Raw genomic sequence first — 26,255 nt, 5'->3', positions numbered from 1 at the left:
TATCTAAAAGTGTGATATGTCACGCAAAAATTACACATAACTGAGAATGATATTCACTTGGAGTCGTATTGGTATGACTCGGTTATCGCCATTTTGATGAGACTAAAGGTGTCACAATCATATTGATTTTTAGGGAGAAATAGTAAGGGGTTCCGAATGGCTGGGTGAGGTGATGTGGTGTATTCGACGGTATGGATATAAAATAACCACCGCGCCATGAAGACTCGATTCGCAATCATGGCATGGTGTTGTTAAAGGTTAGTGCACGAGGACAGTCACTTAATTTTGCTTGCTAACTGTGCTGTTTTATTCAGCCAAGCTTCCCGGTGCTTGTGACTCGAGCTCATCATCGGACCAAAATACGTTGAAGTCGTATTTTTAATTCCGCAAAAGTCCAAAATAGCATGCTTTAACTGCTTATATATCGGGTTGCCATAGATAAATTTGTACCAAAAAGATGGGGTATCGAGAGTAATGATCAATTCAGATGTGCGCCCTTTTAATAACTTTTGAGGAATTGATTTTCCCTCTGAATATTTGAATGCGAAACTGGGTAAAAAGGTTCGATCAATTGCACCTTTGAATTTTGCCGGTATTGTTCCCCACCAAACCGGGCTAATAATGACAATATGTTCTGCCCATTGAACTTTTTTCTGAAAATCTAACAAATCAGGCTCTAATGTCGCTATTTGATCATATCCTTCGTTTAAACTGGTTTCGAAATTCAAATCACCAATGTGGACTTGTTCAACGTCATGTTTATCTGCCGCAATGGATGTATATTTTTCAGCTAAAGACTTACAAAAACTGCTAGATTTGGGGTTCGCATTGATGACTAGAACTTTTTTCATAATCTGATTGCTCCTTGTTGGGTCAAGGGCGGTAGTTTAAACTCTGACCTAAAGGTCAGAGTCAACCCCTCGTATACATTGATTAATCGAAATACGATAATCTGCAATTCGCTGTTTCTGTATCTCTAACGCTTTTATTTTTTCTTCAACGATTTCTTGCTGCTGAACGAGAAAGTCGCTCACTAATGACCAATCTAAGTCTTCTTGCTCACTTTTTAAGGCGACTAGGTCGGAGAGCTGAATCCCAAGAGTTTGTGCCTCTTTAATGATTTTGATCAGGCTAATGTGCTGTTGGTTGTAAACACGATATTTCCCTGATCTGGAAACATTCAATAGTCCGAGAGATTCATACAATCTTATTGCTCGCTGAGTTGCGCCAGATTGTTTTGATGCTTCATTGATGAACACATCTATCTCCTTGTTCTCTAAACATTTAATGACTGATAAGAATTGTTGCATATCATAATGGAAAGGCAAGTCAAATCATTGCAAAAATGCGCTGGAGCGCGAGTGTTTTATACGATAGTTTTTTACTTGTGAGAGAATCGATCTGTGAAATGAATTATTTTGCTAAAGGAAGTGAAGAAGGAGTTAAGAGAAAAACTAGGTTTAAATTTTGTGGCATCAACAAACGCTGATGCCACATCAAGTATTACATTACAGTCACTTGTGCTGCTTGTAATCCTTTTTGACCTTGTTCAACAACGAACGATACTTTTTGGCCTTCGTTCAGTGTTTTGAAACCAGTCGATACGATTGATTGGAAATGAACAAATACGTCATCACCACCGTTATCTGGAGAAATAAAACCAAAGCCTTTCGTTTCGTTGAACCATTTGACTGAACCAGTTGTTTTATTAGACATAGATACCTCTATATTTGATAATTTTTAATGTTAAATGTTGTTAGCTAATAAGCGCTATTATCTATTTTAGAGATATATATTTTATCGTAGGTACGCAAACGAAAAAATCGATGTAGAACCGAGAGAAATTTGATCTTAAAGTAAATAAATAGCTCTTTTCTTAAGAGCTGATAAGCAGTATACAGATAAAATGACCAAAGGCTATCTTTTTCTCGTTTTATTTTTTATTGCCTTTCAATATGCTCAGATTTACAACACCGTGAAGCCTAATGAGTTGATATACATGGGCTTTTATTATTACTTGTGTTCGGCGTTATTCTCTCGCTTCAGAAAAAAATTGGCTGCCATTAGAAAAAGCAGAAAATCACTATCTATTTGCTGTAATGAGTGTATAGTGCTTCCAGCTCCTAAACGTGGGCTATTAATGAAACATATAGTTCGAGTATCTTCTTAGTTTTCTTTCGAGTCATTTCGTTATACAACGCCTGTAGCAACTTCTTCTTTATCTTCCATTAAATAGTCTCATTTTTATCTGTTTAGGTGAATGATTCATCCTGAAAAGATGAATGTTTGGGATGTGGCTGTCACCAAAAATGACAGTATATGTATATAAATTTAGTGTTTAAATAAAAATGGATGTTGATACTCAGAGGGGATGAATTACGTATTCAATTGCACTGAGTGTCGGTGATTTTAATAAAAATAAAATGGCTCTAAATTTAATTTTTACCCATTACCTTTGCAAGATTTTTAGAAAGGAACGAGCATGAGAAAGAAACGCGATAAATCACCCAAAAAGCATAAGAAAAGTGGCTATGAAGCTAAATTCGAACTAATGGTCAAAGAATACCACAATGCCCAAGAAATTCTGGATGGTATGCCCAAGGATTCTGCTGACTACGAAAAGCAGAAAAAACACTGTGAATCTCTCTTTGCCAGCGCAGAGCGCTTCTTCAAGCAAAATCAATAATCTCCAACTTCTCCTCATAAACTGACTGAACCTGATTGACAGCAATCGCCTTGTACGGTGGGCAAAACACAATAGCATGGCGAATGCTGTCAGTGATGTGAGAAGAGAGAGGGCGTTATAAGCCTCCGGTTAAATCCAAATAGTTACCCGTAGAGAATGATGATTTTTCAGAGGCTAACCAATAAATGGCTTCGGCCACTTCTTCAGGCAGACCGCCTCTTTGTAACGGAATCACATTTTTCAGCCTTTCAATGCGTCCGGGTTCTCCACCGTCAGCATGCATGTCGGTGTCGATAACACCGGGACGCACACAATTGACCCGGATCCCTTCGGCAGCAACCTCTAACGACAACCCTTTGGTTAAGGTGTCAATGGCGCCTTTTGATGCGGCATAATCGATATACTCATGCGGTGAGCCTGAACGTGCGGCACCTGAAGAAACATTGATAATGACGCCACCTTGTCCGCCGTGTCGGGTGGACATGCGTTTCACGGCTTCCCGGCAGCATAAAAAGTAACTGGTGACATTATTGGTCAGGATGGTATTGATTCTGTCTGCGTTCATCTCTTCTAAACGCATTTGGGTTTGCAATATACCGGCATTATTGACCAGTGCTGAGACCGTACCAAGCTGTTGGTCAACCGTTGCAAATAAACGCAGGACATCCGCTTCGAGAGACACATCAGCTTGTACGGCGATACATTGTCCGCCCTGAGCCGTAATCTCTTGTACCACATGACTGGCTGCCTTGGTATTCGATTTATAGTTGATACAGACAGCGTAGCCATGCCGGGCAAAAAGTTTTGCCGTCGCAGCGCCAATCCCCCGGCCACCGCCGGTAATAATGGCAACATTCGGATGGTTCATATTGTTGATTCCTTTCAAGCTGAAGAATAAGTTGAGCACATGGAAGCGTTCGTGGCTATGATACGACCACTAATGAAACGATTGATTCTATTACAATAAATTGATGCTATTGCGATAAAAAGCGGAACAAAATGTTGCCAACCAACTCGGGGCTTTCCTGATGGGCGGCATGAGCCGTCATGGGAATATTCGCAAATGCCGCTTCTGTCATTTGCGATTTTAATGCAACGGCTTCATCCAGTGAAAATAAGAAGTCATTGTCACCACGCATGATTAAGGTTGGGCAACGAATTTGTTTCACCAGATCAAACGGATAGCCGGATGGGGTGGTATCAAGCCACACGTTTTTTACGGCATTCACGAGTTTCGGGAAATCCGGCTCCGGATTCGATGCATGGTAATCTGCCACATCGTCAGCAAATCGTTCTGTCCAAAAATCTGCTGTCAGGCCGTTAAAGAGATCAATCGATGGGTCGTCTGCTTCTAACCGCCAATGAGCCCCCAGAGTGATCAGACTCGAGACGTTGTCCGGCGCTTGTGCTGCGATGCGATAACCGACAATACCACCGTCACTAAAACCAAAAATTGAATAGCGTTCGATCCCGAGAGCGTCGAGGACGCCTTGGATATCCCGCTGATATTGTAAGTAACTGAGCGGCTGATCACCGAGAAGAGATTTGCCATGTCCCCGGAAATCAATGCTGATCAAGTGATAGTCCGGCGCAAGATATGGGTGGAGGGGTAACAGATCGTGTTGGGAACCCAGACCACCATGTAACATCACTAATGGCTCACCATTCGGGTTTCCTGAACATTCGTAATAGAGAGAAGTGCCATTGATTTCGATATAACCCGGTTGACTACCCATGCCATCTCCTTGTGATTTACTGATGTATGAACTGTTTAAATATACAGTCTTTTGTGAGGGCTGTGAAGCCTGAATCACAACCCGGCTTTTGCCCGTTGGATAGCCGCGTGAATCGCTGACTTTGCCTGTGGGCTGTTTTTCCAACACGTTGTGTGACAAATTGCGGCAATGCTCTCTGCGATTTCATCGACTTGATCAGTTGCCAGCGCAGACAGGGTATCGATTCCCACTTCCTCAAACCGCTGTATGACTATCGGGCCGACACCTTTAACTGCTAAAAGTGCGGCCCTCTCTGGTTCAGAAAATGCCATAAATTACCTCCAATCGGTCAGTGGATCTCAGGGGATCTGAATTGGTCTAGCAGTTCTCCGGGGCGTTACGTTTCATTGATAACAAATAGCGGATGACAAATAACGGGTAACAAAGCTTAGCATTGGATTACCCATGTCGGTAACTGTCAGATTCGTGAATGCGTCCGGAGAATAAAAAAGCGCATAGAGTGTTCCCCATGCGCTTTGATGATTAACAGTGATATTCAATCAACTTTTAATCGGACATTATCTCAGACTCAGAGTCACACCAGAATAAGCTTTGTAAGCATTCAGCATGACATGGTAGGTTGTCCCGCTCCGAGTATTGATGGTGCATGACTCGTTGTTGCCTGTTTTGTACGGACGACAGTCATATGCATTGGACTGTGGACGGCTGCCTGCTCTGACATAAAGGTCTGCATCACCAGTGCCACCAGAGATTTGAACGGTCATGTTCGAACCGTTACCCGCAAAGGTATAGAATTTTTGTGAGCCACTGGTACCAGAGACGGAGATTGAGTCACCTTTCTTCAGGACGGTGCCTGTTGAAGCTGAGCTACATGAAGCATTCACACCAACGGTCTTAAATGCACTGGTAACATCTGCAGTACTGTAACCGAGATCTTTCGCTGCTTTGGAAACACCACAAGCGGCTTGGTCAAATGTGACAGTCGGTGTCCAGTACAGTTGGTTTGCGACCGCGAAGACTTCGAAACCTTTACGAGCGTTCCAGCCTGATTTGTTAGCCAACAGGTAATATGCACGGTTAAAAACACCACTGGAATAGTGGACGTTCAGACCATTGTAGTATTGAGATGCGTTGTCAATTGACTGGCCATCGCGAGAGGGTTTGTCAAAATAACGCAGTGCACCAGAACCTTTGGTAATGTCCGCACCGATTTTCCAGTCCACACTGCCTTTCATGAAGTATTCAGCAGCTTCACCAGCAATATCAGAGAACGCTTCGTTAATCCCGCCAGACATGCCTTCATAGACCAGACCGGAGTTTTGCTCTGTAAAGCCGTGGCTGACTTCGTGGGCACTGACGTTCAGATCCACCAGCGGGTAGAATCTTGAGGCACCGTCACCATAAGTCATACTTGAGCCGTTCCAGAATGCATTTTCATAGTTCGAACCATAGTGAACGCGCATGGTGAGCTGGAAAGATAGCGGAGCGGTGTTCAGCCAGCTTTGATACATATCGAACACAACTTTACCGAAATAGTGCGCATCGTTCAGGGGTGAATAGGCACCGTTAATCGCTTTGTAATCGTTGTAGTTCGATGAAGTGGCACAGCGGTAGCTATAAGCGGTGCTACCTGACTTGGCCCCATTGAGGTTGACCGTCTTCACTTTGCTGTTATTCATGGTACAGGTTGAGCCTGACTTATTGACGATGAAGCCCGGAAAATCTGACCCGTAGTTATATTTACCGGTCTTAGTATTTCCGCCAGGGCCGGTGCCGACCGCTTCAGCATGGTTCAGACCATCCCAAGTTTTAATGACATCACCGGTGAGAGCATCGATAAAGAAAAATGGACGAGCTGGGTGATCGTCGGCGACGAAGAAATCAACCTGATAAACGAGCTGGGCATGATTATTTTCATCTAACCGTACCAACAGTTCTGCTTTTTCATTTTCAAATTCAGCAGCACTGGCAACGACAGTTTGCTGTTGATAGTAAGATTTTGCCAGTGAAATGGCTTCTTTGAGTTCAATTGCTGGTGATGCGTTGGAAAGATCGTCTGCAATCCCTTGAGCGACCACACCATAAACATCGGTTGTATCTGAGACCACACCTTTCGTTACCGTCGCAGCGACTGAGGTATCATAGACCGGAATACCCATATAAGTCTGTTGATAACGCACTTTCACTTTACCATTTGGCAATGTGACTTGTTTAACTTCTTTGAAGCCGGTTTCGAGAGGTGCAACACTGTGAGCTTGCGTGTTCAGAACTTGATCAAGCTGTGAACTGTCGTTCATCGTGACCATTTCTGCAGCGGAGACTGGTAATGCAGCAGTCAGGCCTGCAGCGAATACCCAATGAATGTGACGTTGTAATTTATTCATTTCTCAATCCTAGAGATTTGTTCTTTATTCATTAATTTCTGAAATGTCAGCAATTAACCCTATGCGATCGCTCATGCGATAAAACGCATAATAACAATGCTGAACATTTTTAAATTCGTCTAGTCTTTAAAGCAAAAAAAAAGCAAAAAATTTTTATCTATGTTTATTAAAATTTACATATTAGCAGATGTAATCGATTAAATATTTGAGTAAATAAAATTGAGGGTTTTCTTGAGGTTAGTCCGCACATTGTATTTGGGTTAATTAATAGTTTTGTGACAATTAATCAGAACATAAATATATCAGTAATGATGAAGGGATGTTTATTCATACTTTTACTTATAGATGTATTATTTATATTTTTATCACAAAGAAAAATTTGTGATGTAATATTTGGCACACTTCAAAATATACTATAGACGTATTTTTCATCAATGAAAGAAAATTTCTCTTAACACCTTGTAATTATTAGGAAATGTTAAATTTTGAGAGCGATTGTATATTTTTTGTGTGAAATGTAGTGGTGTTGTTTTGCTGTGAATGTGGCCGGGTCTCTGGATCGGATCGACCGGCGATGTGGGCGTATCAGAGCAGAAACCATACCCACAATTGGCAATATGTGAGTATGGTGGTGTGTTTAAGCGGGGGGTGGAAAGGGGGGGGGCTTATGATCCACTTGCCGGATAAAGATGGCACGAAACCCAGTGCTCATCTTGCATTTGTGTCAGTGTCGGCGCCTCGCGGGAACAGCGTGCAGTGGCATGTGGACAGCGCGTATGGAAGGTACAACCGCCGGGCGGATTCAATGGTGAGGGGATATCACCGGTAAGCGGTATATGCTCGCTGTTGTGGGTCGGATCCGGCACCGGGATTGCCGATAACAACGCTTGTGTGTAGGGATGTTTCGGCTGACGATAGAGCACTTCCGCAGGTGCTCTTTCTACGATTCTGCCCAGATACATCACGCCGACTTCATCGCAGGTATGTTGTACAACGGCCAGATCATGGGCAATGAACAGAAACGAGATCCCCTTGGTTTCCTGAAGTTCCGCAATCAAGTTGAGAACCTGTGCCTGAACTGAAACATCCAGTGCGGAGACCGGTTCATCGGCGATAATCAGCTTTGGTTCTAATACCAGAGCCCGGGCGATACCGACACGCTGCCGTTGGCCGCCGGAAAATTCATGTGGATAGCGATTGAGTGCCTGAGGACGCAGCCCGACGGTATGCATCACCTCGGCAATTTTTGCTTCACGTTGCGCGACGGTTCCGATTTGATGAATATCCAGCGGCTCGCGAAGAATGTCATGGATTGTCATCCGCGGACTCAGAGAGGCAAATGGGTCCTGAAAAATCATCTGCATTTCTCTACGCATGGCTTTGAGTTCCCGGGGATTCATCCGGGTAATATCTTGGCCGGATAGCGTAATTTCTCCGGCGGAAGGTTCGATCAGACGGAGAATACAACGTCCTAAGGTGGATTTTCCGCATCCGGACTCGCCAACCAGTCCGAGCGTTTTTCCCCGATGAATTTTAAAACTGACTTGATCGACCGCTTTACAGACCGGGCGGGTTCTTTTGAACAACGATTTCCCGGCATAGAAATGCTTTTCTAATCCTTTGACTTCTAACAATATATCGCTCATCGGGATGCCTCTGCTATGTGAAAACATGCCGCCTGATGGTCTGGCGGCCCGGTCAGGATCGGCTTATTTTGCCGGCAGGTCTGAGTCACCCGGTCACAGCGGTCAGCAAATCGACAGCCGGTCGGTAAGTGGAATAAATCTGGCACCATACCTTCGATGGTCGGCAGACGAGCAATTTTTTGCTGTCGTACAACGGGAATCGACTGAAGCAATCCTTGGGTATACGGATGTTTCGGGTCACTAAAAATCGCTTCAACCGGCCCTTGTTCCACCACTTCTCCGCAGTACATCACCACCACGCGCTGACAGGATTCGGCGACGACGCCTAAGTCATGCGTCACCAGTACGACGGCCATATTGAGGGATTGTTTTAACTGTTTAATTTCATACATCACCTGCGCCTGAATGGTTACATCCAGCGCGGTGGTCGGCTCATCGGCCAAAAGTAAGGCCGGACGGCAGGAGAGCGCCATCGCAATCATGACCCGTTGGCGCATCCCGCCGGAAAGCTGATGCGGATACTCCCGGATACGTTTTTCGGGAGAGGGAATCCCAACCATGCGCAGCATTTCAGTCGCCTGAACGGCGGCCTGTTTACGCGATATTTTCTGATGGTTACGGATCACATCCACCATCTGGGTTGCGATTCTCAGCACCGGGTTCAGGGCGGTCATCGGCTCTTGAAAAATCATTGAGATATCATTGCCGCGCAAGCGTCGATAGGCTTTTTCATCCATGCCAACCAGCTCTTGCCCCTGAAAACGAATACTGCCGGAGACAATTTTTCCCGGCGGGTTGGGGATCAGTCCCATAATCGCCAGCGAACTGACAGATTTGCCGCAGCCGGATTCTCCGACAATCGCGACACTTTCACCGGGCATGACTTCAAAGCTAATGCCATTGATGGCCCGGGCGATGCCTTTATCGGTCTGAAAATCAACGGTCAGACCGTCGACTTTGAGTAAGGGTTCCGTGGGAACGATATTGTCTGTTGCGTTCATGACACCTTCCTTGGATCTAACGCATCCTGAAGCGAATCTGAAAATAAATTGAACGCCAGTACCAGCACAAATAACATGCCTGATGCGGCGAAAAAGTTACAGAAATGGCCTGATGTCACTTCGGTACTGGCTTCCGCGATCATCAGCCCCCAGCTGATACTTTCTTTGACGCCTAATCCGAGAAAGCTCAGAATCACTTCACTTTTGATGGCCGTGATAAACAGTAATGTCATTTCAACCAACAGAATATGGCTGGTATTGGGCATTAAATGGCGGAAGATAATGCGGTAGGTCGGCACGCCCAGTGCATGAGCGGCTTCGGTAAATTCCATATTTTTCAGTTTGATCACTTCTCCCCGAACCACTCGGGCAGTACCGGTCCAGAATGCCAGTGTCATGGCGGTATGCATCGCATAAGGATTGCCCGCCATCGCGACGGCAATCGCAGCCACCAGCAGAAAATAGGGAATACAGTCGATACAGTTCATCACCCACAGAATGAATTCATCGAGGAGCGAGCCGGCATAGTAGCCCATCAGCGAGCCGGTCAGCGCGCCAATCGTGGTCGCTAAGAGCGCCACCACCAGCCCGACCTCAAAGGCCGTTTTGGTACTGTAGATCGCCCGCTGAAAAATATCCTGGCCGTTGATGGTCGTTCCAAACCAGTGTTCGGCACTGGGGCCACTTTGCCCGGCTGTCTGGAGAACATCCCATTGCTGGGCAATCAGGCCGAACCAGACCAACACCGCAATGACAAAGTAAACCAGCACCACTGACAGGCTGATCATCCCGATGCGATCTTTGCGGAATTTCTGAATAGCTTTGGACCAGAGCGACTCTCGCTTTTGCGATGTATCTTGAGTCAATGTATCAATTGTTTCAGTCATCGGAAGCGCCCTATCTGAGTGAGATCCGCGGATCGACGAGTTTGTAAAGAATATCCACCGTACTGACGATGACGATAAACACCAGCGTCAGGAGCACGATCACCGCTTTGAGGACGGGCAGATCGCCGGTGGTGATGGCGTTGTAGGTAATCAGTCCGACCCCCGGAATGCCAAAGTAACTCTCCAGTAATAGCGAACCGCCGATCATCACGAAGGGGATTGAAAATACGATACGGGTCAGGATCGGAATCAGGGCGTTCTTCAAGACGTGTTTGAATAAGACTTGCAGATGAGAATGGCCGAATGCCCGGACAGTACGGATATGATCCCGGGTCATCTCTTCGACAAAAAGAGCGCGGTAAAACCGGGTGCTGTATCCCACCGAGACCAAAATCGAGCACAGAGTCGGCACTGTGACATAGTACAAATAGCTACTCAGGGAGTTGACTTCCCATCCATACACCGGAAACAAATTGAGCCCGTAACTGGAGCAGAAAATCAACTGCATCACGATGATGATAATGAGGTAAGAAATGCTCATCCCGATCACCGAAGAAGACATCACTAATTTATCGGCCCAGCGTCCGCGGTGATGTGCCGCAAACAGCCCCATCGCGATACTGATCAAATGGCCTAAAATAAATCCCGGCAGCGCCAGCACTAATGAGATCGGGATCGTCCGTTCAAGGATGGTCGTTACCGACTCACCACTGGAGTCGGAATAACCAAAATCAAACGTGACCACTTGATAGATATAGTGCAGATAGCGGGTCCAAAACGGCTGGTCATAGCCGAGTTGATGGCGAATCGCGTTGATCTCTTCAACCGTTGGATTCCGGCCCAACAGATCATAAGTCTTATCCGGGCCGAAATAGACCATCAGCACAAAACTAATCAAGGTGACGCCAAAGAGCAGCGGCAGACTATAGATCAGTTTCCGCAGACAATAACGGAGCGTATCCATGTGTCACACCTTTACTGAACGTCAATATATTTGAGGTAGTTACCGAGAATCTCTCGTTGTGGCCACATCGTGACATCTTTGTGCCATAGACGAACCCGGGTACGGGAGAAGCTGCCGATGCCCACACAGTCATCGATTAAGATTTGGTTGAGCTGATGATAGATAGCCGTCCGTTCTGGCCCCGGTTGCATGACCGCCGCTTTCTCAAATAACGCGTTGTATTGCGGGTTATTGTAGTTGGCACTGTTCGAACCGGGAGAGCGGTTTGGCCCGTAGAAGAGTTGCAGGGTGTTTTCTGCATCGGGATAGTCCAGCCCCCAACCCATCGGAACCATCTGAGTGCGGCTGTTCTTGATATCCCGGTTGAAGTCGCCGAAGGTCGCATAGGGTTTAAATTTGATCTTATTCTTCGGATAGCCGATTTTCATCAAATTGCCCCGGAACTGTTCGAAGAACTGTTTATAGCGAACGGTGGAGGTTGCCGGATAGTAAAGCACCGGTAAATTACGCGCGTTCCAGCCATTTTCTTTCAGCAGTTTCTTCGCCCCAGCTATATCCTGCGCAATCGAACTTTTGTCCAGATTCGGATCAAACGCATCGGTTCCGGGAACAATGAATCCCGGATAAGCTTCACCGAGTCCTAAATAAAAGCGTGAAACACGCTGCGGCCAGTCAAACGACTTGATGATGGCACACCGCAGCGCTTTATTCTGTGCATTGGTTTTCGGATCATCCGAGTGACCCAAATATTCATCATCAAAGTTGAAGACGTTATACACCATGCCGGCTTCACGCTGAGCACGGAAGTTATATTTTGCGGCATATTCCGGTTTGAGTGTGACCGGATGTTTAGATGCCAACACGGTATCGAGCTGTTCATTTTGCAAAGTGGTATTAACGATTTCATTGCCTTTGCTGAATGAATTCCACCGTGCAGACAGTTGTTTGACCCAGTTGACTTCGACACGATCAACGCGTGGGAGAGTTTTCCCGTCCAGCGCCGCAACGCCCGTTTCGCCGTGAACTTTCGGATCGTAACCTGCTTCAGCAAGATGGAAAACTTCATGGCGATAGTTTGGATTTCTCTCCAGTACGGTTTTAGTTGAATCGTGTGAAATCAGTTTGAACGGGCCGCTGCCGACCGGATGGGTGGCAAATTCACGGCCATACTTTTCGACGGCTTCATGCGGGACGAGCGCGGAATAACCCATTGCCAACGTATAAACCAGTTGCGGATAGGGCTGTTCCAGCTTGATTTGAATCGTGTACTTATCCGGGGCACTCAGACCTTCAAGCGGTTTACTATAATCCGCACCGGCTTCTTTCCATGCTTCGATACCCACAATTTTATTCGTCCACAACCAAGCGCCTTGTGAACGGTTGGCCGGATCAAAGTGACGTTTCATTGAATAGATAAAATCGTCAGCCGTGACTTCTCTGCCTTTGCCATCGGGAAATGCTGGATCATCGACAAAATGCACGCCCTGCTTGATATGAATGGTATATGTCAGCCCATCACCGGAGACTTCCGGCATCGCGGTCGCGAGATTCGGTTTTAATTCATACGGGCTCTTCAGATATTTATATTCGTATAAGGTGTCATATACCGCAGTGACAATGGTGTTGCTATAGGTCGTTCCGGATTGGACTGAATCAAAGTTTGTCGGAGTACCGTCTTCAGAAAAGCGTAACACTTTGGTGGCCGCAGAGGCGGTCTCTGCCAATGCCGGGGTGCCAATATAAACAAGCGAAGCCGCAAGCACTACGGCCAGAGGGCGTAATCTCAATCGTGACATACAAATTCCTTTTGTATTTTATGGTTGTGTCGGGAGAAACCAGTCATGGATAAATTTCACTGCGCAACGCTATGTGAGTAAGCGGTTGCTAAACGACTATAAAACACAACTAATCTGCACTATGTCAATAATTGTATGCAAAATATGAATTAGACCGGATTAAAAATTGTGTTTGATCACAAAAAATGGCGATATTAAAAAGTTGTACTCAAATAGGATCGGGTAAAAATGTGCTTTATCTCATCACAGAAATAATGTGAATGACGAAGTGAAAGTTTAAAGATTGCATTATTATGCCATTATATTCATATGTGGTTTATCAGGTGAGCGGAGTAATCACCGATTTGAAACAAACAAGTAAAAATAACCATCATTTCAGATCTGTTTTATTGATACGAATCTATTTATGGTCGTGCGGTTTTTATATTTCAGTTAAAGATGAAATCACTTTATTTTAATTATAATCGTATCGTTATTATGGTTGTTAATTTCTAATCAATGAAATGGCTGATGATAATATGTGTTGAGTGATTTTTAGCCGTTATCATGTATGGATTACACATTTTGTAACTCTGATTATAATCACATTTTTCACTAATTCTCTCCTATGCAAAAAAAATCCCCGATAGGCAAAAACATTATTTATTAAAATCAATTAACATATTATCGAACATGATATGACCTATGGGAAATTCAGTCTTTATCCTGATTTTCCTTGTATGGTGAGGCTTAAAGTCACCATAAACCTGCCCCCTAATCTGTATCTGAGGTTATCGGGAAATATAGGTATCTGATAGGGATAACTTTAGGATGGAATTTCAAATGAAGAAAAAAATAATTGCGACAATTATTTCATCAACGCTGTTCGTCAGTTATGGATTATATTCGGCTAGCGCTTTGGCAAAAACTGAACCTGTGCAAACATCAGCCAGTAGTGAACGACTAAAATCAGAACAGATTCAGGCAAATTGGCATCAGCATATTAATTTGTACGATATTTTGGCTAAGGCTATCGTTGCCAGAATGACCGATGAAGAAAAGCTAAAAATGTTAGTCGGTGCAGGGATGGACCCTGATAAAGACGACGTGGTTAATTTAAAAGCATCCGTCAATGGTGTGGCCGGATATATCCACGGCGTTTATGACCCCAAACGGCTGTTAGATGTGCCGGCATTGAAACTTGCGGATGGCCCGGCGGGGATTCGGATTGATCCGACCCGTGATGGTGACAATCAGACCTATTATGCCACCGCCTTTCCCAATGGAGCCTTGATGGCATCAACCTGGAACCCCGATTTAATTCATGACGTCGGTGAAGCGGTTGCCAATGAAGGCAAAGAATATGGCGTCGATTTCTGGTTGGCCCCGGGGATGAATATTCAACGCAACCCGCTCAATGGTCGTAATTTTGAGTATTATTCAGAAGATCCGTTGGTGAGCGGTATGATTGCTGCTGCGATGGTTCAAGGGGTACAGAGTAAAGGTCTGGCAACCACGATTAAACATTTTGTCGCCAATAACTCCGAAACCAATCGCTTATTTATCAATGCCGTGGTTACCCCGCGTGCACTTCGGGAAATTTATCTGCGCGGGTTCGAGTATGCGGTCAAAGAATCTCACCCGTGGGGCATTATGTCATCATATAATCAGATCAATGGTGTCAACAGCGGTGAACGCGCTGATCTGATGACGGATATCCTACGTCATGAGTGGGGATTCGATGGATTAGCGATGAGTGACTGGTTCGCCGGTTATAACCCGATCACGCTCCTGAACGCTGGGGTGGATGTGATTCAACCGGGGGGTAAAAACCCGTTTGTTCCCGATTTAGGCGATTGGAGTGAGTATGTGGTTGCAGGCTATAAAAACGGTGAGTTAACCAAAGCAACCCTTGATCGTAATGTCCAGCATATTGTCGCTCAGGCTTTAAAAACACCATCTGCCAGACATTATCCCATCTCGAATCAGCCGGATCTGCAAGCCCATGCGACGTTGGCGAAACAAGTGGCCGATGAAGGGATTATTCTGCTGAAAAATCAGGACTCGGCTTTACCGCTTGCAACATCACAATCGATCGCTTCTTTTGGGATTACCCAGATTAATACCCTGAAAGGGGGGACGGGCAGCGGTGATGTCCACCCGGATCATGTGACGACTATGATTGACGGGCTGGCGAAGCAGTTTCCGGTCAATCAGACACTGGCGTCATTCTACAGCGACTATTTTGAAGCCAACAAAGTGATCACCACTGGCGGCCTTGGTGTGTCGAAAATCGTCAGTTGTACCGAACCTTCGGCTGCTGATCTGGGCGCTCAAATCAGCGATGCAGCGCAAAACAGCAATGTCGCCGTGATCACCCTCGGACGGGTTGCCGGTGAAGCCGCTGATCGTAAGGCTGAACGGGGTGACTATTTGCTGTCTGACACTGAACTGGGGCTGATCTCCTCAGTATCCAAAGCGTTCCATGCGCAGAATAAAAAAGTCGTCGTGGTGCTGAATATTGCCGGTGTGATTGATATGAGTGAATGGCAGGATCAGGTCGACGGTATCGTACTGGCTTATATGCCGGGGCAAGAATCCGGTGACGCCATTGCCGATATCCTCTCCGGTCAGGCGAATCCAAGCGGTAAACTGGCACAAACTATTCCATTGTCTTATGCCGATGTTCCGTCTGCGGCAACGTTCCCCGGTGTCGATGAAAATAATGACGGTGAACTGGACCATCAATATTACAACGAAGACATTTACGTCGGATATCGTTATTACCAGACGTTTCACAAAGAAGTCGCTTATCCGTTCGGTTACGGATTGTCATACACATCATTCAACTTATCGCGCACAAAAGTGCTCATGAATGATTTGAATCACCGTCATCCGAGAAAAGGGTTGTTGCTCAAAACGGTTGTGACGAATACGGGAGATATGGCCGGTAAAGAAGTGGTTCAGGTTTATGTTACTGCACCGGAAGTCAAACTGAAAAAGCCTGACATTGAACTGAAAGCATTTGCGAAAACGCGCAAACTGGCCCCCGGAAGATCACAACGGGTACTTCTGGAAATATCACCGGAAACGTTGGCGAGTTTCGATCCGGATAAAAATCAATGGATTGTTGAACCCGGCACTTATCAGGTCTATGTCAGCCAGTCATCCGATATCAGTTCGGTCACACCGGTTTCGTTTGTCGTGCACAAAGAAATTGTGGTTGAGAACACCACGCCGGGCGCACTGGCTTTAGAAGAAGGCGTGACGGCAGCTTCATTCGTGACTGTTGCGGAATAATGTTTTTTTCATCCTTTGGCGGGCCCAGCCCGCCTTTTTTATGCGTTGAATATGGTACTGGCTCAGTTACGGATGGAAGAAGCCCGGTTGTCTGAGGCAGAAAGTCATCGCTAATAACAATGAAGTTATTAATAGTGATGGAGATTATGATTCATATGGCACATTTATATTTTGTGGTTGTGTTGCATCACTTTATCACCACTCGATTTCTTGGCTGGTCATGATGTTTGTTAAATTGACACCAGATTTTTTCACGTTTCAGAGCAAGCATCATGATCAATGGCAGATATGAAAAAAGTGTCTCGAATCTATTAGCTCGCAATATGATTCAACAGTTATCGCAACACGATATTGATATTCACCCGATTTTAAGACGCAGTGGCATCAGCGAGTATGAACTCAACCGACCCAATGGCAGGCTGGCTGAGCGAACCCATTATCGGTTTATGCTCGAAACGATGAAATATAACCGCTATATCTATGAGTCATCGTCGATTCAGTCATTATTTAACCGGTTTCCGGAATTGATTGGCTTATGCATGAATCAATCTTCAGCGGTTGAGGCGATCGCGAATTTTATCCGCTACCGGATGCTGATTGGCAATTGTGATCGCTGTGATCTGAAAATTGAAGGTAACCGGATTAAGTTAACCTATATTGATGACGGCCCCGAAGAGTTGTCGACCAGTGCACTCGGAAATTTCATTATCTGCCGGGAACTGCTGAAAGTTTATTTACCGGTGATGTCTGTACAGGCCAGCCTGACACATGTCGGATCGCTCTCCCGACAAGTCGTCAATGATTGTCTGGAAACACAGTGTTTATTACATCAGCGCGAAAATTACTTGATGATCGAAAGCCCTGATCTGCACAAGACCCATCACCATTTCAACCCACAACTTAATCAGCTACAACAAGTGCACTTAGCGGGACTATGCCGTCAGATCGATGAACAGCAAACATTTGTGGTGGTGGTGGAAGAACTGATTGAGTCACTGCTGTTGCAACAACACATTCATAATGAAAATTCCTTGCTCCAGTGTGTATGCGGTCAGTTAAAAATGAGCCGTTGGACACTGAACAATAAGCTCCGGGAAGAGCAGCAGTCTTTTACCGATGTGTTGAACCGGGTGCGGCTGAAGAAAGCGTGTGAATTGCTGGTTGAAACTCAAAAAAGTATCAAAGAAATTAGCGACTTAGTTTACTTCTCTTCACAGGCGGTGTTTTCAAGATTTTTTCGGCTGCATGCCAACATGTCACCGATCCAATACCGGAAAAAGTTGGCAAACCGCTCACCTTCAGCGATGGAAGCGTTTTAACACGAGATGCAGGAGACATGACCACACGAGCTGATCGGGTTGTTCGTCATCAGTTCGTGCGGTCTGTCGGCCGAGTCTTCAGTGTGTCGTGTGTGGCGAAAAGATTGGCTAAAAGAACTGCCAAACGACACTATGCTCAGAGCCCATACTCCAGAGAAGTACCACCACGGCCAGTAAGGCTTCCAAAATCAACACACCCGCTCCGAGCGTGGCCCCCGAGAGAATGAAGCCGCGTTTATGGCTGATACCCAGAAAGCTGGGGGTCCCTTTATAGAGCAGATAAGCGGTATAAATCACGCCGCCGATCAGGGCAAGCAGACACAGCCAGAACACCGGATAAATGGCAAAAATACCACTCAGGAACATGGGAGTGGCGACATATCCGGCAAAGATAATACAGTCTCGCTGGGTCGGGCGATTCGGGATCTTACGGGCGAGCCAGTAGATCAGGCTTCCGACAAGGCTGACAGCGAGCAAAATTAAAGCATAAAATGCCACGCCAAGCGCAAGTCCGTTCATCAGCGACACTTTGTAGGTCTCTTCTCCTCCAAATGTCCAGCCCACTTGTGTGGTTCCGATCAAGGAACAGACCACCGGGATCGCCGCCATCCACAATACATGATGTAAATAGAGGTGACTGATCGTTTCGTGTTCAGCATTAATGTTACGCCATTCGCGTTCCGGATGGTGTAATAATCCCCAGACATGATTACTCATCGTTAGCCCCTTATTTGCGGTTGTCAGTACGGCCATTTTGTTAAACATTATGATTAAATGTTAATCATTTGTTTATTATAGATCGAACCTTCTCAGGATACACCATAAGAATCATTTACATTTTTCTCCCCGTTTAACCTTGCTGTTTCACCGCGAAATTACGTGGCTACCTCTCTAATCTATCGCTATATGCATCATGTGTAATTGATGTGATCGGTCAGCATCAGAATGAGGTAATGAATGAGAGCAATGCAGCAGAAATTAGCGATCGGGGAAAGTTGTCTGAGCGGGACTGAAAAAGAAGCGATCCTGTCAGACTATTTCATCACACTCAATCAGCAGAAGGCATCTTTTTTGGGATATCAGACCAATCAACGGGTTGATTTCCCCGCAAGGCTATTGCCTTTTCTTTCCTTGAATTTGCTTAATCTCGGTGACGGATTTGAAGAGGGCAGTTACCGGATCAACGCCAAACAATTTGAGCGGGCGGTACTGGACTATTATGCACAGCTCTTTGGTTTTGCCGGAGCACACACCCAGCGCCGGTACTGGGGATACCTCACTGCAATGGGGTCAACCGAAGGGAATCTGTATGCACTCTGGAATGCGCGGGATTTCTTGCGGGGCTATCCGGTTGAAGGTTATGCGGAGGCCGTCACGACTGAGCATCCCCCCGTATTAATTTGCTCGGGCGCGACGCATTATTCGATGCATAAAGTCAGTCAGATGGTCGGCGTCAGCTTATTCCATGAGATCGGGCCGCAACTGGGCACATGCCCGATTAATCAGGGGGACTGGCAGCAACCGCTGGCGGTTGATGAATATGATGCGGTGATCGTGGACGATTTATATGCGTTGGTTGAATTTTTCGTCGCGATGCAGCATCCGATTATTTTAGTGTTGAATCATGGCACCACCTTCAGTGGTGGCAGTGATGCGATTTATACCATTCTGACGCGTCTCAAGCCGCTTTTGGGCCAGAATACCCCGCAGCAGCGGCGTTATTGGATTCATGTTGACGGCGCGTTAGCTGCTAACTTTTCTCCCTATTTGCGTACCGGTACCGCCCCTTCGTCTCTTACCGATGAGCCCCATGAATTTCGCCATCCGGAAGTGATGTCCTTGTGTACCAGCCCTTACAAATGGCTGGGAATGCCGTGGGCTTGCGGGGTTTATCTGATGCAGGAGCGCTACAAAGTCGGCTCATCGGCGCGGCCGGTGTATATCGGCAGCCGCGATTCTACCGTCTCGGGTTCCCGTCAGGGCATCTTTGCTCTCAACCTCTGGGATATTCTCACCCAGTTGGGGCAGACTGGCTTACAACAGTTGGCCAGAGCCAATGAATCTCTGGCAAATGAGACCCAGCGTCGTCTTGAGCAGTTATTTCAACACTTGGATCCGGGCAGCAAACGGTTACGGGTGATGCCGCGGCCGCATCACAGCAATATTGTCCGTTTTACTACGCCCAATCCTACGGTGATCGAACAATTTTCTTTAGCACAGAATGATGTGGTGATCGGCGGGCGACCACAACGCATGTGTCATGTCGTCATTTTAAGCCATGTGACCCAAGCCATGATTGAACGATTACTGGATGCCCTTGCTCAGCCCGGTGCTTTTTTTACGCCGTCCCGATCCAAAAATCCGCTGACCGATCTGTGCTCGATGCGTCATCGTGATGGTTTTTGTACGGAGTATCAGAGATGAGGTATCAAAGCATACGAGCAATCGTTGCCAGCTTCATCTGGCTCTGTTCCCCTGCGCTATACGCGCAATATGTGGTGGATACCTCAGTTTCGATCAACAAAATCTATGGGGTGAATACGGTCGATCAGACGTATAAAGTTGACGGCTATCTGGTGACGTCTTGGGATGAACCCGACCCGACTTACCGGCCCGCCAGCGGTGAGCGGGTGTATGAGAATCGCCATGCCGAGCAACTGATGAATGACGGGCTGTGGGTTCCGGCATTTGAGTTTATCAACATTATCGGCCAGCGTCAGACGGCGAACCGACGGGTGGTGATTACGGCGGATGGGCGCGTGACTTACAATGAGCGCTTTCAGGGGTTATTCACGACCACGATGGACTTTCGCCAATTTCCTTTTGACCATCAGATCTTTGTGCTGATGATGGAACCCTTCTCTTATGAACAGAAACAACTCATCTTTGGCTCCGCCCGGATTAATGTGGAAGCGCTGGAGAATCAAGCGCTCAGTGAGTGGCAAATGGAAGGTGCGCCTCAGGCCCGTGTGAGTCGCTCCGATTATGCCCACTTACACAGCGGCACCTTGAGTCATTTTTCTCGCTTAACGATTAGCATTCCGGCATTACGCAAACCGGACTACTATCTCTGGCGCTTCATTTTGCCGCTGTCTCTCATTTTAGTGGCGTCATGGGCGGTCTTTTGGATTGAAGGTTTTTCTGAACGTCTGATGACCTCGTTTACCATGATGCTGACGGTGGTGGCCTACACCTTCTATACCAGCAGCTTATTGCCGAGACTGCCGTATACCACGTTGATCGAGCGGATGGTCATCATGGGATATGTCAGTATTTTTGCGGCGATTGTCGTGATCGTCTTTGTCAAAATCCGGGCTGAAAAAGGACGGCCTGTCGAGTCGGTGATCCCGCGCTGCCGGATCATTTTCCCAGCTTTATTTCTCATTGCTATGAGTGTCTTAATCGGGGTGAACAGCGACTTATGAAATTCTCTCAATCAACACGGACATGGTTTGATGCCACCCTTGCCGCGACGGTTTTTATCGGGCTGTTAGGCATGACCACTTATCTGTTATATGCCAAATCGGTCAGCGCTCTGGAAGATCAGATTAAAGCCGGGCTGATATCCACCGTCAGTGCCTCGGCAACCACTTTAGACGGGGACATCCATCGCCATTTTCAGGCCGATACCTCACCGGATGACCCCCAATATCACACTATGGCGATGCATATGGAGCGAATCCGGCAGGCCGCGACCGATGTGCGGTATATCTACACCTGTATTCTCCAGCCGGATGGCGTCTATTTTGTCGTCAACCCCAGCCCGCAGAATGATGGGGACGGAGACGGATTACCCGACCCGCCACCGGCATTAATGACGCTGTATGATGACGCCCCGCAGGAACTGGTCACGGCATTGCAGCATCAGCAGGTCAGTGTTTCCAGCGTGCCTTATCAGGATCAGTGGGGCACATTTATCAGTGCCTATGCACCGTTTTATGATGCGCAGGGAGAATTTGTCGGCGTGCTGGCAATGGACTTGGAATTAAGCGGTTTTTATAAGCGACTGAGTCATATTCAGCAGGTGTTCAGCAAAGCCAAGATCATTATTTTGTTTATCGGGCTGATTACAGGCATGGTGGTCTGGTGGATGCGTCGTGCACATGTCAACAACCTGAACGCGCTCGAAACCACAAGGATGCACGCAGATCAGACGCTGGCCCAAATGCGTTATCGCCGGGATGTCTTGCTGGAAGTCGTGCGATATTGCTTTCATTTGTTACCCGAATCGTACCGGGAGCAACCGACTGACCGTGAGCGACAATCTGACTCTGACAACATCAGCACCGGAGCCGCCGGACAGACCGATGCAACGGATCGGGTCGAAACTGTGCCTCAGCTTCATACCGCAGAACCCCATCATCAGGCCGTGTATGGCTATGCGCTGAGCTTTGGTGATATGACGACAGTGATTGAGTCGTTCTACCTGACGGATTGGTTCGACAAGCTGAATACATACATCCGACAGGAAGCGTATGGGTCGCATCAATGGCTCGGTGAGATCGAGCATCCGGTGCAAGGGGACTGCCAAATTTTATTGGATACGTTTTGTGAATTTTACAGCAGCCTCAGTCAGATTCTACATCAGCCTGTCAGCGCACAAACTCAGATTGAGCGGGAATGCCTTGATCACTGGCAATTACTCACCGTGATTTCCATCCAGGATGAAAGGCAGTGGACCCGATGCCGACGGCTGTTCAAGATTTCAGCCGCACAAAATATGACCCATCGTCTGGCTGCGTTGTCAGCAATGGAGTTACATCTCTTAAAAGTCATTTATTTGCTGCAACAGTTAAGCAGCGAACTGACCCTGACCGATGACGGTGTGCTGAGTATCTCTTGGCAAGTCAGCAAGGAGAGAAGCGAATGAAAACGTATGCACCGATCTTACTGATTATGGCCACGCTACTGGTTCAGCTCTCTTCGGGGATCAACTATGTCACGATACCGGTGGTGATGGATGCACAAGGGATTGGCAACACGGCTATCGGCATCGCCATGGCATTTGAGATTATCGGTGTTTTACTCTTTTACCGCCCGTTGAGCCGGTATCTCGGCCATTTTGGTATTTTGGTATCGCTACTGATATTAACGTTATCCAGAGCCCTGAGTCTGTTGCTGATGGCCCACGCCGGCTACTATGGTTTATGGTTGATCGGCATTTTTAGCTACGGCTTATCAACCGGGATGCTGCTGGTATTACTGCAAACGTGGTTGAATATCAGCGTGCAAGGCAAAGCGAAAGGCTTAACGATGGGGCTGTACTCTTCGGCGCTCTCTTGCGGGATCGCTTTGGGGCCGATTATCGTCCAACTGGTTCATCTCACCATAAACTGGCGGTTTGAGACCGGCGCATTGATTACATTATTGCCGTTACTGCTCTGTCTCGGTCTGAAAGCGCGGGGGCAGGCGATGCATCGTTTGGGTGTTGTCCGGTTCAGCTTTGCATTCCGACACGCCAAAATTATTCTGGTGGCTGCCTTTGTCGGCGGCATTAGCTTTTTTGGACTGCCGGGATTTTTGACCCTGTACGGGTTGCATAATGGTCTGTCTGAACCACAGGCTCAGCTCTTGCTCACGATGTTTATGATTGGCAGTGTCAGTCTGGGGATTCTCATGAGTGCTTTTGCCTCGATTCTGAACCGGCGGACGGTGGTGCTGTGTTGTATTTTTGGCTCCGTGGTCTGTGCGGTTTTTTTATCTATGGCGGTCTATGCAAAATATTGGGTGGCGCTGGTATTACTATTTGTCTGGGGGGGATGCATGGGCGGCATTTACGGCATCGGTCTCACGGTGATGGGAGAGCGTTTTTGCCAACAGGATCAGATGTCAGCCAATATGAGCTACACCTTGATGGATTCTTCCGGCGGGATTATCGGTTTACTGCTCATTGGCGCGATGCTCGATACATTTGGCTCTGAAGGGATGACGACCGTATTGATTGTCTTTGGCTGTTTGCTGCTGATGTTCGCAGTGTATGAAATGTTAGCCCCGCGGCGAACGTACGAGTAAATCGGGCGGGCGGATACGCATGACCGGGAAGAAAACGCTTTCAACATAGCGTGTTGCAAAATGAGAAAATATTTTCATTTTGAGAGAATACTATGTGTCAATATGCTATGAATGGATTTATTAATAAATAATTTTCAATAAAAACAATTAGTTAAAATGATAAATAAAGTTGGCATGTATACTGCATTAATCTAAGTGATCCTTTTTAAGCCGAAGGATCACCTAGCCAACTGACGTTGTTAGTGAACCTTATTTGTTCATATTGATAGCCAATCACCATTTTGTGATTGGCTTTTTTTATGGGTGATTGCCTATGGGGGATCGGTGAGCCGCGTTTATCAGAGCCTTCGATATGATTGATACATATCCGCTTGTATGCCTGACTATTTTAAGGCTGCCTTTGATGGTGTCGGGTTGGGTTGAGGCCGGGAAATAAACTTAATCGGTGTGTGTAACTGACCTTCAACGGTTTTTCCCTGCAGGGCTTCATGAATTAACCACACCCCCTGATAGCCCATCTTAAACGGAAGCTGAATGATATAGCCGTACAGTGTGCCATCTTTGAGGCTTTCAACCATCATTTCTTGTTCATCAAAGCCGATGTGAATGATGTCCGATTGGGTGGGATGATTTTCTCGTGCTATCAGCACTCCGATTGTCGTGGTGTCATTGGGGGTGAAAATGCCATCGACATGCGAGAATTGATTCAGGAGTTTCGCAGCCTTTGACCGCGCATCACCGACTTGAGTGCCCAGATAAGTATCGGCGATAATTGTCAGCCCAATTTTTCGGGCCTCATCAGCAAAACCGCGTTCTCGGGCATCGGTTGAAGCCACCCCTTTTTTCAGACGAAAAAGCAGGACTTTTCCCTGATTCCCTAATGCTTCCCCCATTTTTTGAGCGGCCAGTTGTCCCGCTGCATAGTTATCTGTTGTCACGGAAGCCAGTCGGTCACCGCCGGTATCCCGATCAATATAAATGACCGGAATGCCCTCTGCTTTGAAGCGGGTCATATCCTGATTGCGACTGACATCTGAAGGGGCAATGACCAGACCACGGCAGTGAAACAGCTTCATCGTATTTTCTAAGACAAATTTTTGTCCGGCAGAATCGGAATCTTCAACGGTTCCTCTGGCGTAAACTTTCATTCCCAATTCTTTACCTGCCTGAGTCGCGCCTTCAATCACCTTTGACCAAAACGGTCGGTTGGTACTACCGGAGGTAATCACGGTGACACAATTTTGTCTTTCTTCGGGGGCTGATTGGGCGCTCAGGGGAATCATCAGCGTGAGAATAAAACCAGTCATGAAAAGTGATATCATCTTAAAATTCATCATTTTCCCTCTTCTTCTGCTCGTGACATCATCCTGATCAGTATAAGTGTGATTTCATAACTGAGAGGAAAGAAACGCAAACTTGCCGCCAATGTCACGTCAATTGGTTTTATTCGTATGCGCCGGAAGGCGGTCTTCGTTCACTTTGGGGCCAGTTTTCGAGGTCATGTGCGGTGAATGGTTCTGAGCATATGAATGGTCCTGAGGATATGAATTGCTCTGAGGACATGTGCCTTATCGCGATGTATCTCATAGCAATGTAGCTGGGTGACATGGATTTTTTGCAAAATGAGACTCGGTTTTCATTTTGCATTTTAACTATGTCGGTGTATGCAATAAAACCTCGCGCAATTGAAAGAGTGTCAATCACAAAGTAAATAAAATCAATTAGTTAACTTTATTTTAAAAAGTTGGCACACATTGTGCTTTATTTATATTGACCCTTATTAAGCCGAGGGTCACCTAGCCAACTGACGTTGTTAGTGAACCTAATTTGTTCATATTGATAGCCAATCACCACTTTGTGATTGGCTTTTTTTATGCCGGTCTGTTTATCTGCTCTGTGTGATGCGCCTGATGGTCGTGGTCATCATCAGCTTCCCATTTTTTGCAGGCATCCCGTGGTCATTGTTATATCGGTAAGGGGAGGGGATCTCTGGATACTCAGTACGCTCATCCGGCTAACTGCGGGTGCGGCTATATTGTCGAAGAGCAAGCGTTGAGAATATATCTGTCTGAAATTTGGTGAAGTTTGAATAAAGGAAATGGCAAACTCAATATGAATTGGTTGAAATATATAATTACCGATAAATAAAATTGAAATGGGTTCCATCATGTAAGGTTTTTTAAATGGTTGTAAATAGTGATTTTTTGGAGTTTGATGATATATTTTGGGTGTGGTGTTTAACATTTATATATTGGATTTGGTATTGATGTATTATTTAACATAATGAAATAAAAGCTGTTTTTAAATCTAACATTAAATGGTGTTAAATATTGGATTGTTATCACGGTTGGTTCTTATAAAGTGAAATTTTTATTATTTTTCATAGTAGGATTATCAAATTAATTTTTATTTTAAGTATGTTCACCTTCGGCAATAATTATATTGTTCATTCTGGTTGTGGCTTCTACAATATTTACCACTTAACTCTTTTCATCATAAAGTAGTGTGTTAAGTCAAAAAAGTTTGTTTGTAAGAAAGCAAATTG

21 protein-coding genes are annotated in these 26,255 nt (G+C 46.2%); 7 read left to right on the top strand and 14 right to left on the bottom strand.

Annotated elements, in window-relative coordinates; all coding sequences use genetic code 11:
• Positions 1-275 precede the first annotated feature (275 nt).
• The 3 genes from OCV37_RS18700 to OCV37_RS18690 form a co-directional block, all read right to left on the bottom strand.
• On the bottom strand, positions 276-851 hold the full coding sequence (locus tag OCV37_RS18700) for an NAD(P)H-dependent oxidoreductase (protein ID WP_038177867.1): 576 nt from the start codon (positions 849-851) through the stop codon (positions 276-278).
• Between the two features lie 48 nt (positions 852-899).
• The gene (locus OCV37_RS18695; protein ID WP_038178010.1) at positions 900-1,259 is read right to left on the bottom strand and encodes a MerR family transcriptional regulator; all 360 of its coding nucleotides are present in this window, start codon (positions 1,257-1,259) and stop codon (positions 900-902) included.
• 244 nt (positions 1,260-1,503) lie between these two features.
• Positions 1,504-1,716: a cold-shock protein gene (locus OCV37_RS18690; RefSeq protein WP_038177868.1), complete on the bottom strand. Its 213-nt coding sequence runs from the start codon at positions 1,714-1,716 to the stop codon at positions 1,504-1,506.
• A 766-nt stretch (positions 1,717-2,482) separates the two neighbouring features.
• Between OCV37_RS18690 and OCV37_RS18685 the strand changes: the two genes are divergently transcribed.
• A complete protein-coding gene (locus OCV37_RS18685; protein WP_038177870.1) occupies positions 2,483-2,686 on the top strand; it encodes a hypothetical protein in 204 nt (67 codons plus the stop codon).
• Positions 2,687-2,801: 115 nt separating this feature from the next.
• On the opposite strand, the gene OCV37_RS18680 is transcribed toward OCV37_RS18685, so the two are convergent.
• From OCV37_RS18680 to OCV37_RS18640, 9 genes are all read right to left on the bottom strand, one after another.
• Entirely contained in the window at positions 2,802-3,554 is a 753-nt protein-coding gene (locus tag OCV37_RS18680; RefSeq protein ID WP_038177871.1) for an SDR family oxidoreductase, read from the bottom strand.
• Positions 3,555-3,660: 106 nt separating this feature from the next.
• Positions 3,661-4,422 carry an alpha/beta fold hydrolase gene (locus OCV37_RS18675; RefSeq protein ID WP_038177873.1) on the bottom strand — a complete coding sequence of 254 codons (762 nt, stop codon included), beginning with the start codon at positions 4,420-4,422 and terminating at the stop codon, positions 3,661-3,663.
• Positions 4,423-4,496: 74 nt separating this feature from the next.
• Positions 4,497-4,733 (bottom strand): hypothetical protein, encoded by a 237-nt coding sequence (locus OCV37_RS18670; RefSeq protein WP_038177874.1) that lies wholly within the window; start codon positions 4,731-4,733, stop codon positions 4,497-4,499.
• Positions 4,734-4,979: 246 nt separating this feature from the next.
• Positions 4,980-6,806: a M4 family metallopeptidase gene (locus tag OCV37_RS18665; protein ID WP_038177875.1), complete on the bottom strand. Its 1,827-nt coding sequence runs from the start codon at positions 6,804-6,806 to the stop codon at positions 4,980-4,982.
• 665 nt (positions 6,807-7,471) lie between these two features.
• Positions 7,472-8,452 carry an ABC transporter ATP-binding protein gene (locus OCV37_RS18660; RefSeq protein ID WP_038177876.1) on the bottom strand — a complete coding sequence of 327 codons (981 nt, stop codon included), beginning with the start codon at positions 8,450-8,452 and terminating at the stop codon, positions 7,472-7,474.
• On the bottom strand, positions 8,449-9,453 hold the full coding sequence (locus OCV37_RS18655) for an ABC transporter ATP-binding protein (protein ID WP_038177877.1): 1,005 nt from the start codon (positions 9,451-9,453) through the stop codon (positions 8,449-8,451). The genes OCV37_RS18660 and OCV37_RS18655 overlap by 4 nt, the downstream gene beginning before the upstream one ends.
• Entirely contained in the window at positions 9,450-10,340 is an 891-nt protein-coding gene (locus tag OCV37_RS18650) for an ABC transporter permease (protein WP_051680221.1), read from the bottom strand. Before OCV37_RS18650 ends, OCV37_RS18655 begins: the two co-directional genes overlap by 4 nt.
• Positions 10,341-10,350: 10 nt before the next feature.
• Positions 10,351-11,304 carry an ABC transporter permease gene (locus tag OCV37_RS18645; protein WP_038177879.1) on the bottom strand — a complete coding sequence of 318 codons (954 nt, stop codon included), beginning with the start codon at positions 11,302-11,304 and terminating at the stop codon, positions 10,351-10,353.
• An 11-nt stretch (positions 11,305-11,315) separates the two neighbouring features.
• The gene (locus tag OCV37_RS18640) at positions 11,316-13,100 is read right to left on the bottom strand and encodes an ABC transporter substrate-binding protein (protein WP_038177880.1); all 1,785 of its coding nucleotides are present in this window, start codon (positions 13,098-13,100) and stop codon (positions 11,316-11,318) included.
• Positions 13,101-13,922: 822 nt separating this feature from the next.
• On the opposite strand from OCV37_RS18640, the gene OCV37_RS18635 reads away from it, so the two are divergent.
• A complete protein-coding gene (locus OCV37_RS18635; protein ID WP_084717388.1) occupies positions 13,923-16,379 on the top strand; it encodes a beta-glucosidase in 2,457 nt (818 codons plus the stop codon).
• Positions 16,380-16,651: 272 nt separating this feature from the next.
• Positions 16,652-17,698: a helix-turn-helix domain-containing protein gene (locus OCV37_RS18630; RefSeq protein ID WP_051680226.1), complete on the top strand. Its 1,047-nt coding sequence runs from the start codon at positions 16,652-16,654 to the stop codon at positions 17,696-17,698.
• Positions 17,699-17,806: 108 nt separating this feature from the next.
• On the opposite strand, the gene OCV37_RS18625 is transcribed toward OCV37_RS18630, so the two are convergent.
• Entirely contained in the window at positions 17,807-18,415 is a 609-nt protein-coding gene (locus tag OCV37_RS18625) for a Yip1 family protein (RefSeq protein WP_038178014.1), read from the bottom strand.
• A gap of 249 nt (positions 18,416-18,664) precedes the next feature.
• Here OCV37_RS18625 and OCV37_RS18620 point away from each other — a divergent pair, with 249 nt between their 5' ends.
• From OCV37_RS18620 to OCV37_RS18605, 4 genes are read left to right on the top strand one after another with little or no spacing between them, the layout of a single operon-like run.
• On the top strand, positions 18,665-20,122 hold the full coding sequence (locus tag OCV37_RS18620) for a pyridoxal-dependent decarboxylase (RefSeq protein ID WP_051680228.1): 1,458 nt from the start codon (positions 18,665-18,667) through the stop codon (positions 20,120-20,122).
• Entirely contained in the window at positions 20,119-21,123 is a 1,005-nt protein-coding gene (locus OCV37_RS18615) for a ligand-gated ion channel (RefSeq protein ID WP_084717379.1), read from the top strand. Before OCV37_RS18620 ends, OCV37_RS18615 begins: the two co-directional genes overlap by 4 nt.
• On the top strand, positions 21,120-22,568 hold the full coding sequence (locus OCV37_RS18610; protein ID WP_051680230.1) for a PDC sensor domain-containing protein: 1,449 nt from the start codon (positions 21,120-21,122) through the stop codon (positions 22,566-22,568). Before OCV37_RS18615 ends, OCV37_RS18610 begins: the two co-directional genes overlap by 4 nt.
• Positions 22,565-23,710: an MFS transporter gene (locus tag OCV37_RS18605; RefSeq protein WP_038177881.1), complete on the top strand. Its 1,146-nt coding sequence runs from the start codon at positions 22,565-22,567 to the stop codon at positions 23,708-23,710. The genes OCV37_RS18610 and OCV37_RS18605 overlap by 4 nt, the downstream gene beginning before the upstream one ends.
• Positions 23,711-24,093: 383 nt before the next feature.
• Here OCV37_RS18605 and OCV37_RS18600 read toward each other — a convergent pair whose 3' ends face one another.
• Complete coding sequence (locus tag OCV37_RS18600) at positions 24,094-25,017, bottom strand: ABC transporter substrate-binding protein (RefSeq protein ID WP_038177882.1); 924 nt, start codon at positions 25,015-25,017, stop codon at positions 24,094-24,096.
• Positions 25,018-26,255 lie beyond the last annotated feature (1,238 nt).

Source organism: Vibrio rhizosphaerae, assembly GCF_024347095.1.
Taxonomy (GTDB): Bacteria; Pseudomonadota; Gammaproteobacteria; order Enterobacterales; family Vibrionaceae; genus Vibrio; species Vibrio rhizosphaerae.
This window is presented reverse-complemented; position numbering and strand designations above follow the sequence as displayed.

What these genes read in the sequence shown, in the direction of transcription:
- OCV37_RS18690 (WP_038177868.1), bottom strand. Translation starts at nt 1,716, where the DNA reads ATGTCTAATAAAACAACTGGTTCAGTCAAATGGTTCAACGAAACGAAA.
- OCV37_RS18645 (WP_038177879.1), bottom strand. Translation starts at nt 11,304, where the DNA reads ATGGATACGCTCCGTTATTGTCTGCGGAAACTGATCTATAGTCTGCCG.
- OCV37_RS18625 (WP_038178014.1), bottom strand. Translation starts at nt 18,415, where the DNA reads ATGAGTAATCATGTCTGGGGATTATTACACCATCCGGAACGCGAATGG.
- OCV37_RS18665 (WP_038177875.1), bottom strand. Translation starts at nt 6,806, where the DNA reads ATGAATAAATTACAACGTCACATTCATTGGGTATTCGCTGCAGGCCTG.
- OCV37_RS18635 (WP_084717388.1), top strand. Translation starts at nt 13,923, where the DNA reads ATGAAGAAAAAAATAATTGCGACAATTATTTCATCAACGCTGTTCGTC.
- OCV37_RS18675 (WP_038177873.1), bottom strand. Translation starts at nt 4,422, where the DNA reads ATGGGTAGTCAACCGGGTTATATCGAAATCAATGGCACTTCTCTCTAT.
- OCV37_RS18700 (WP_038177867.1), bottom strand. Translation starts at nt 851, where the DNA reads ATGAAAAAAGTTCTAGTCATCAATGCGAACCCCAAATCTAGCAGTTTT.
- OCV37_RS18600 (WP_038177882.1), bottom strand. Translation starts at nt 25,017, where the DNA reads ATGACTGGTTTTATTCTCACGCTGATGATTCCCCTGAGCGCCCAATCA.
- OCV37_RS18605 (WP_038177881.1), top strand. Translation starts at nt 22,565, where the DNA reads ATGAAAACGTATGCACCGATCTTACTGATTATGGCCACGCTACTGGTT.
- OCV37_RS18620 (WP_051680228.1), top strand. Translation starts at nt 18,665, where the DNA reads ATGCAGCAGAAATTAGCGATCGGGGAAAGTTGTCTGAGCGGGACTGAA.
- OCV37_RS18640 (WP_038177880.1), bottom strand. Translation starts at nt 13,100, where the DNA reads ATGTCACGATTGAGATTACGCCCTCTGGCCGTAGTGCTTGCGGCTTCG.
- OCV37_RS18610 (WP_051680230.1), top strand. Translation starts at nt 21,120, where the DNA reads ATGAAATTCTCTCAATCAACACGGACATGGTTTGATGCCACCCTTGCC.
- OCV37_RS18615 (WP_084717379.1), top strand. Translation starts at nt 20,119, where the DNA reads ATGAGGTATCAAAGCATACGAGCAATCGTTGCCAGCTTCATCTGGCTC.
- OCV37_RS18655 (WP_038177877.1), bottom strand. Translation starts at nt 9,453, where the DNA reads ATGAACGCAACAGACAATATCGTTCCCACGGAACCCTTACTCAAAGTC.
- OCV37_RS18650 (WP_051680221.1), bottom strand. Translation starts at nt 10,340, where the DNA reads ATGACTGAAACAATTGATACATTGACTCAAGATACATCGCAAAAGCGA.
- OCV37_RS18685 (WP_038177870.1), top strand. Translation starts at nt 2,483, where the DNA reads ATGAGAAAGAAACGCGATAAATCACCCAAAAAGCATAAGAAAAGTGGC.
- OCV37_RS18660 (WP_038177876.1), bottom strand. Translation starts at nt 8,452, where the DNA reads ATGAGCGATATATTGTTAGAAGTCAAAGGATTAGAAAAGCATTTCTAT.
- OCV37_RS18670 (WP_038177874.1), bottom strand. Translation starts at nt 4,733, where the DNA reads ATGGCATTTTCTGAACCAGAGAGGGCCGCACTTTTAGCAGTTAAAGGT.
- OCV37_RS18680 (WP_038177871.1), bottom strand. Translation starts at nt 3,554, where the DNA reads ATGAACCATCCGAATGTTGCCATTATTACCGGCGGTGGCCGGGGGATT.
- OCV37_RS18630 (WP_051680226.1), top strand. Translation starts at nt 16,652, where the DNA reads ATGATCAATGGCAGATATGAAAAAAGTGTCTCGAATCTATTAGCTCGC.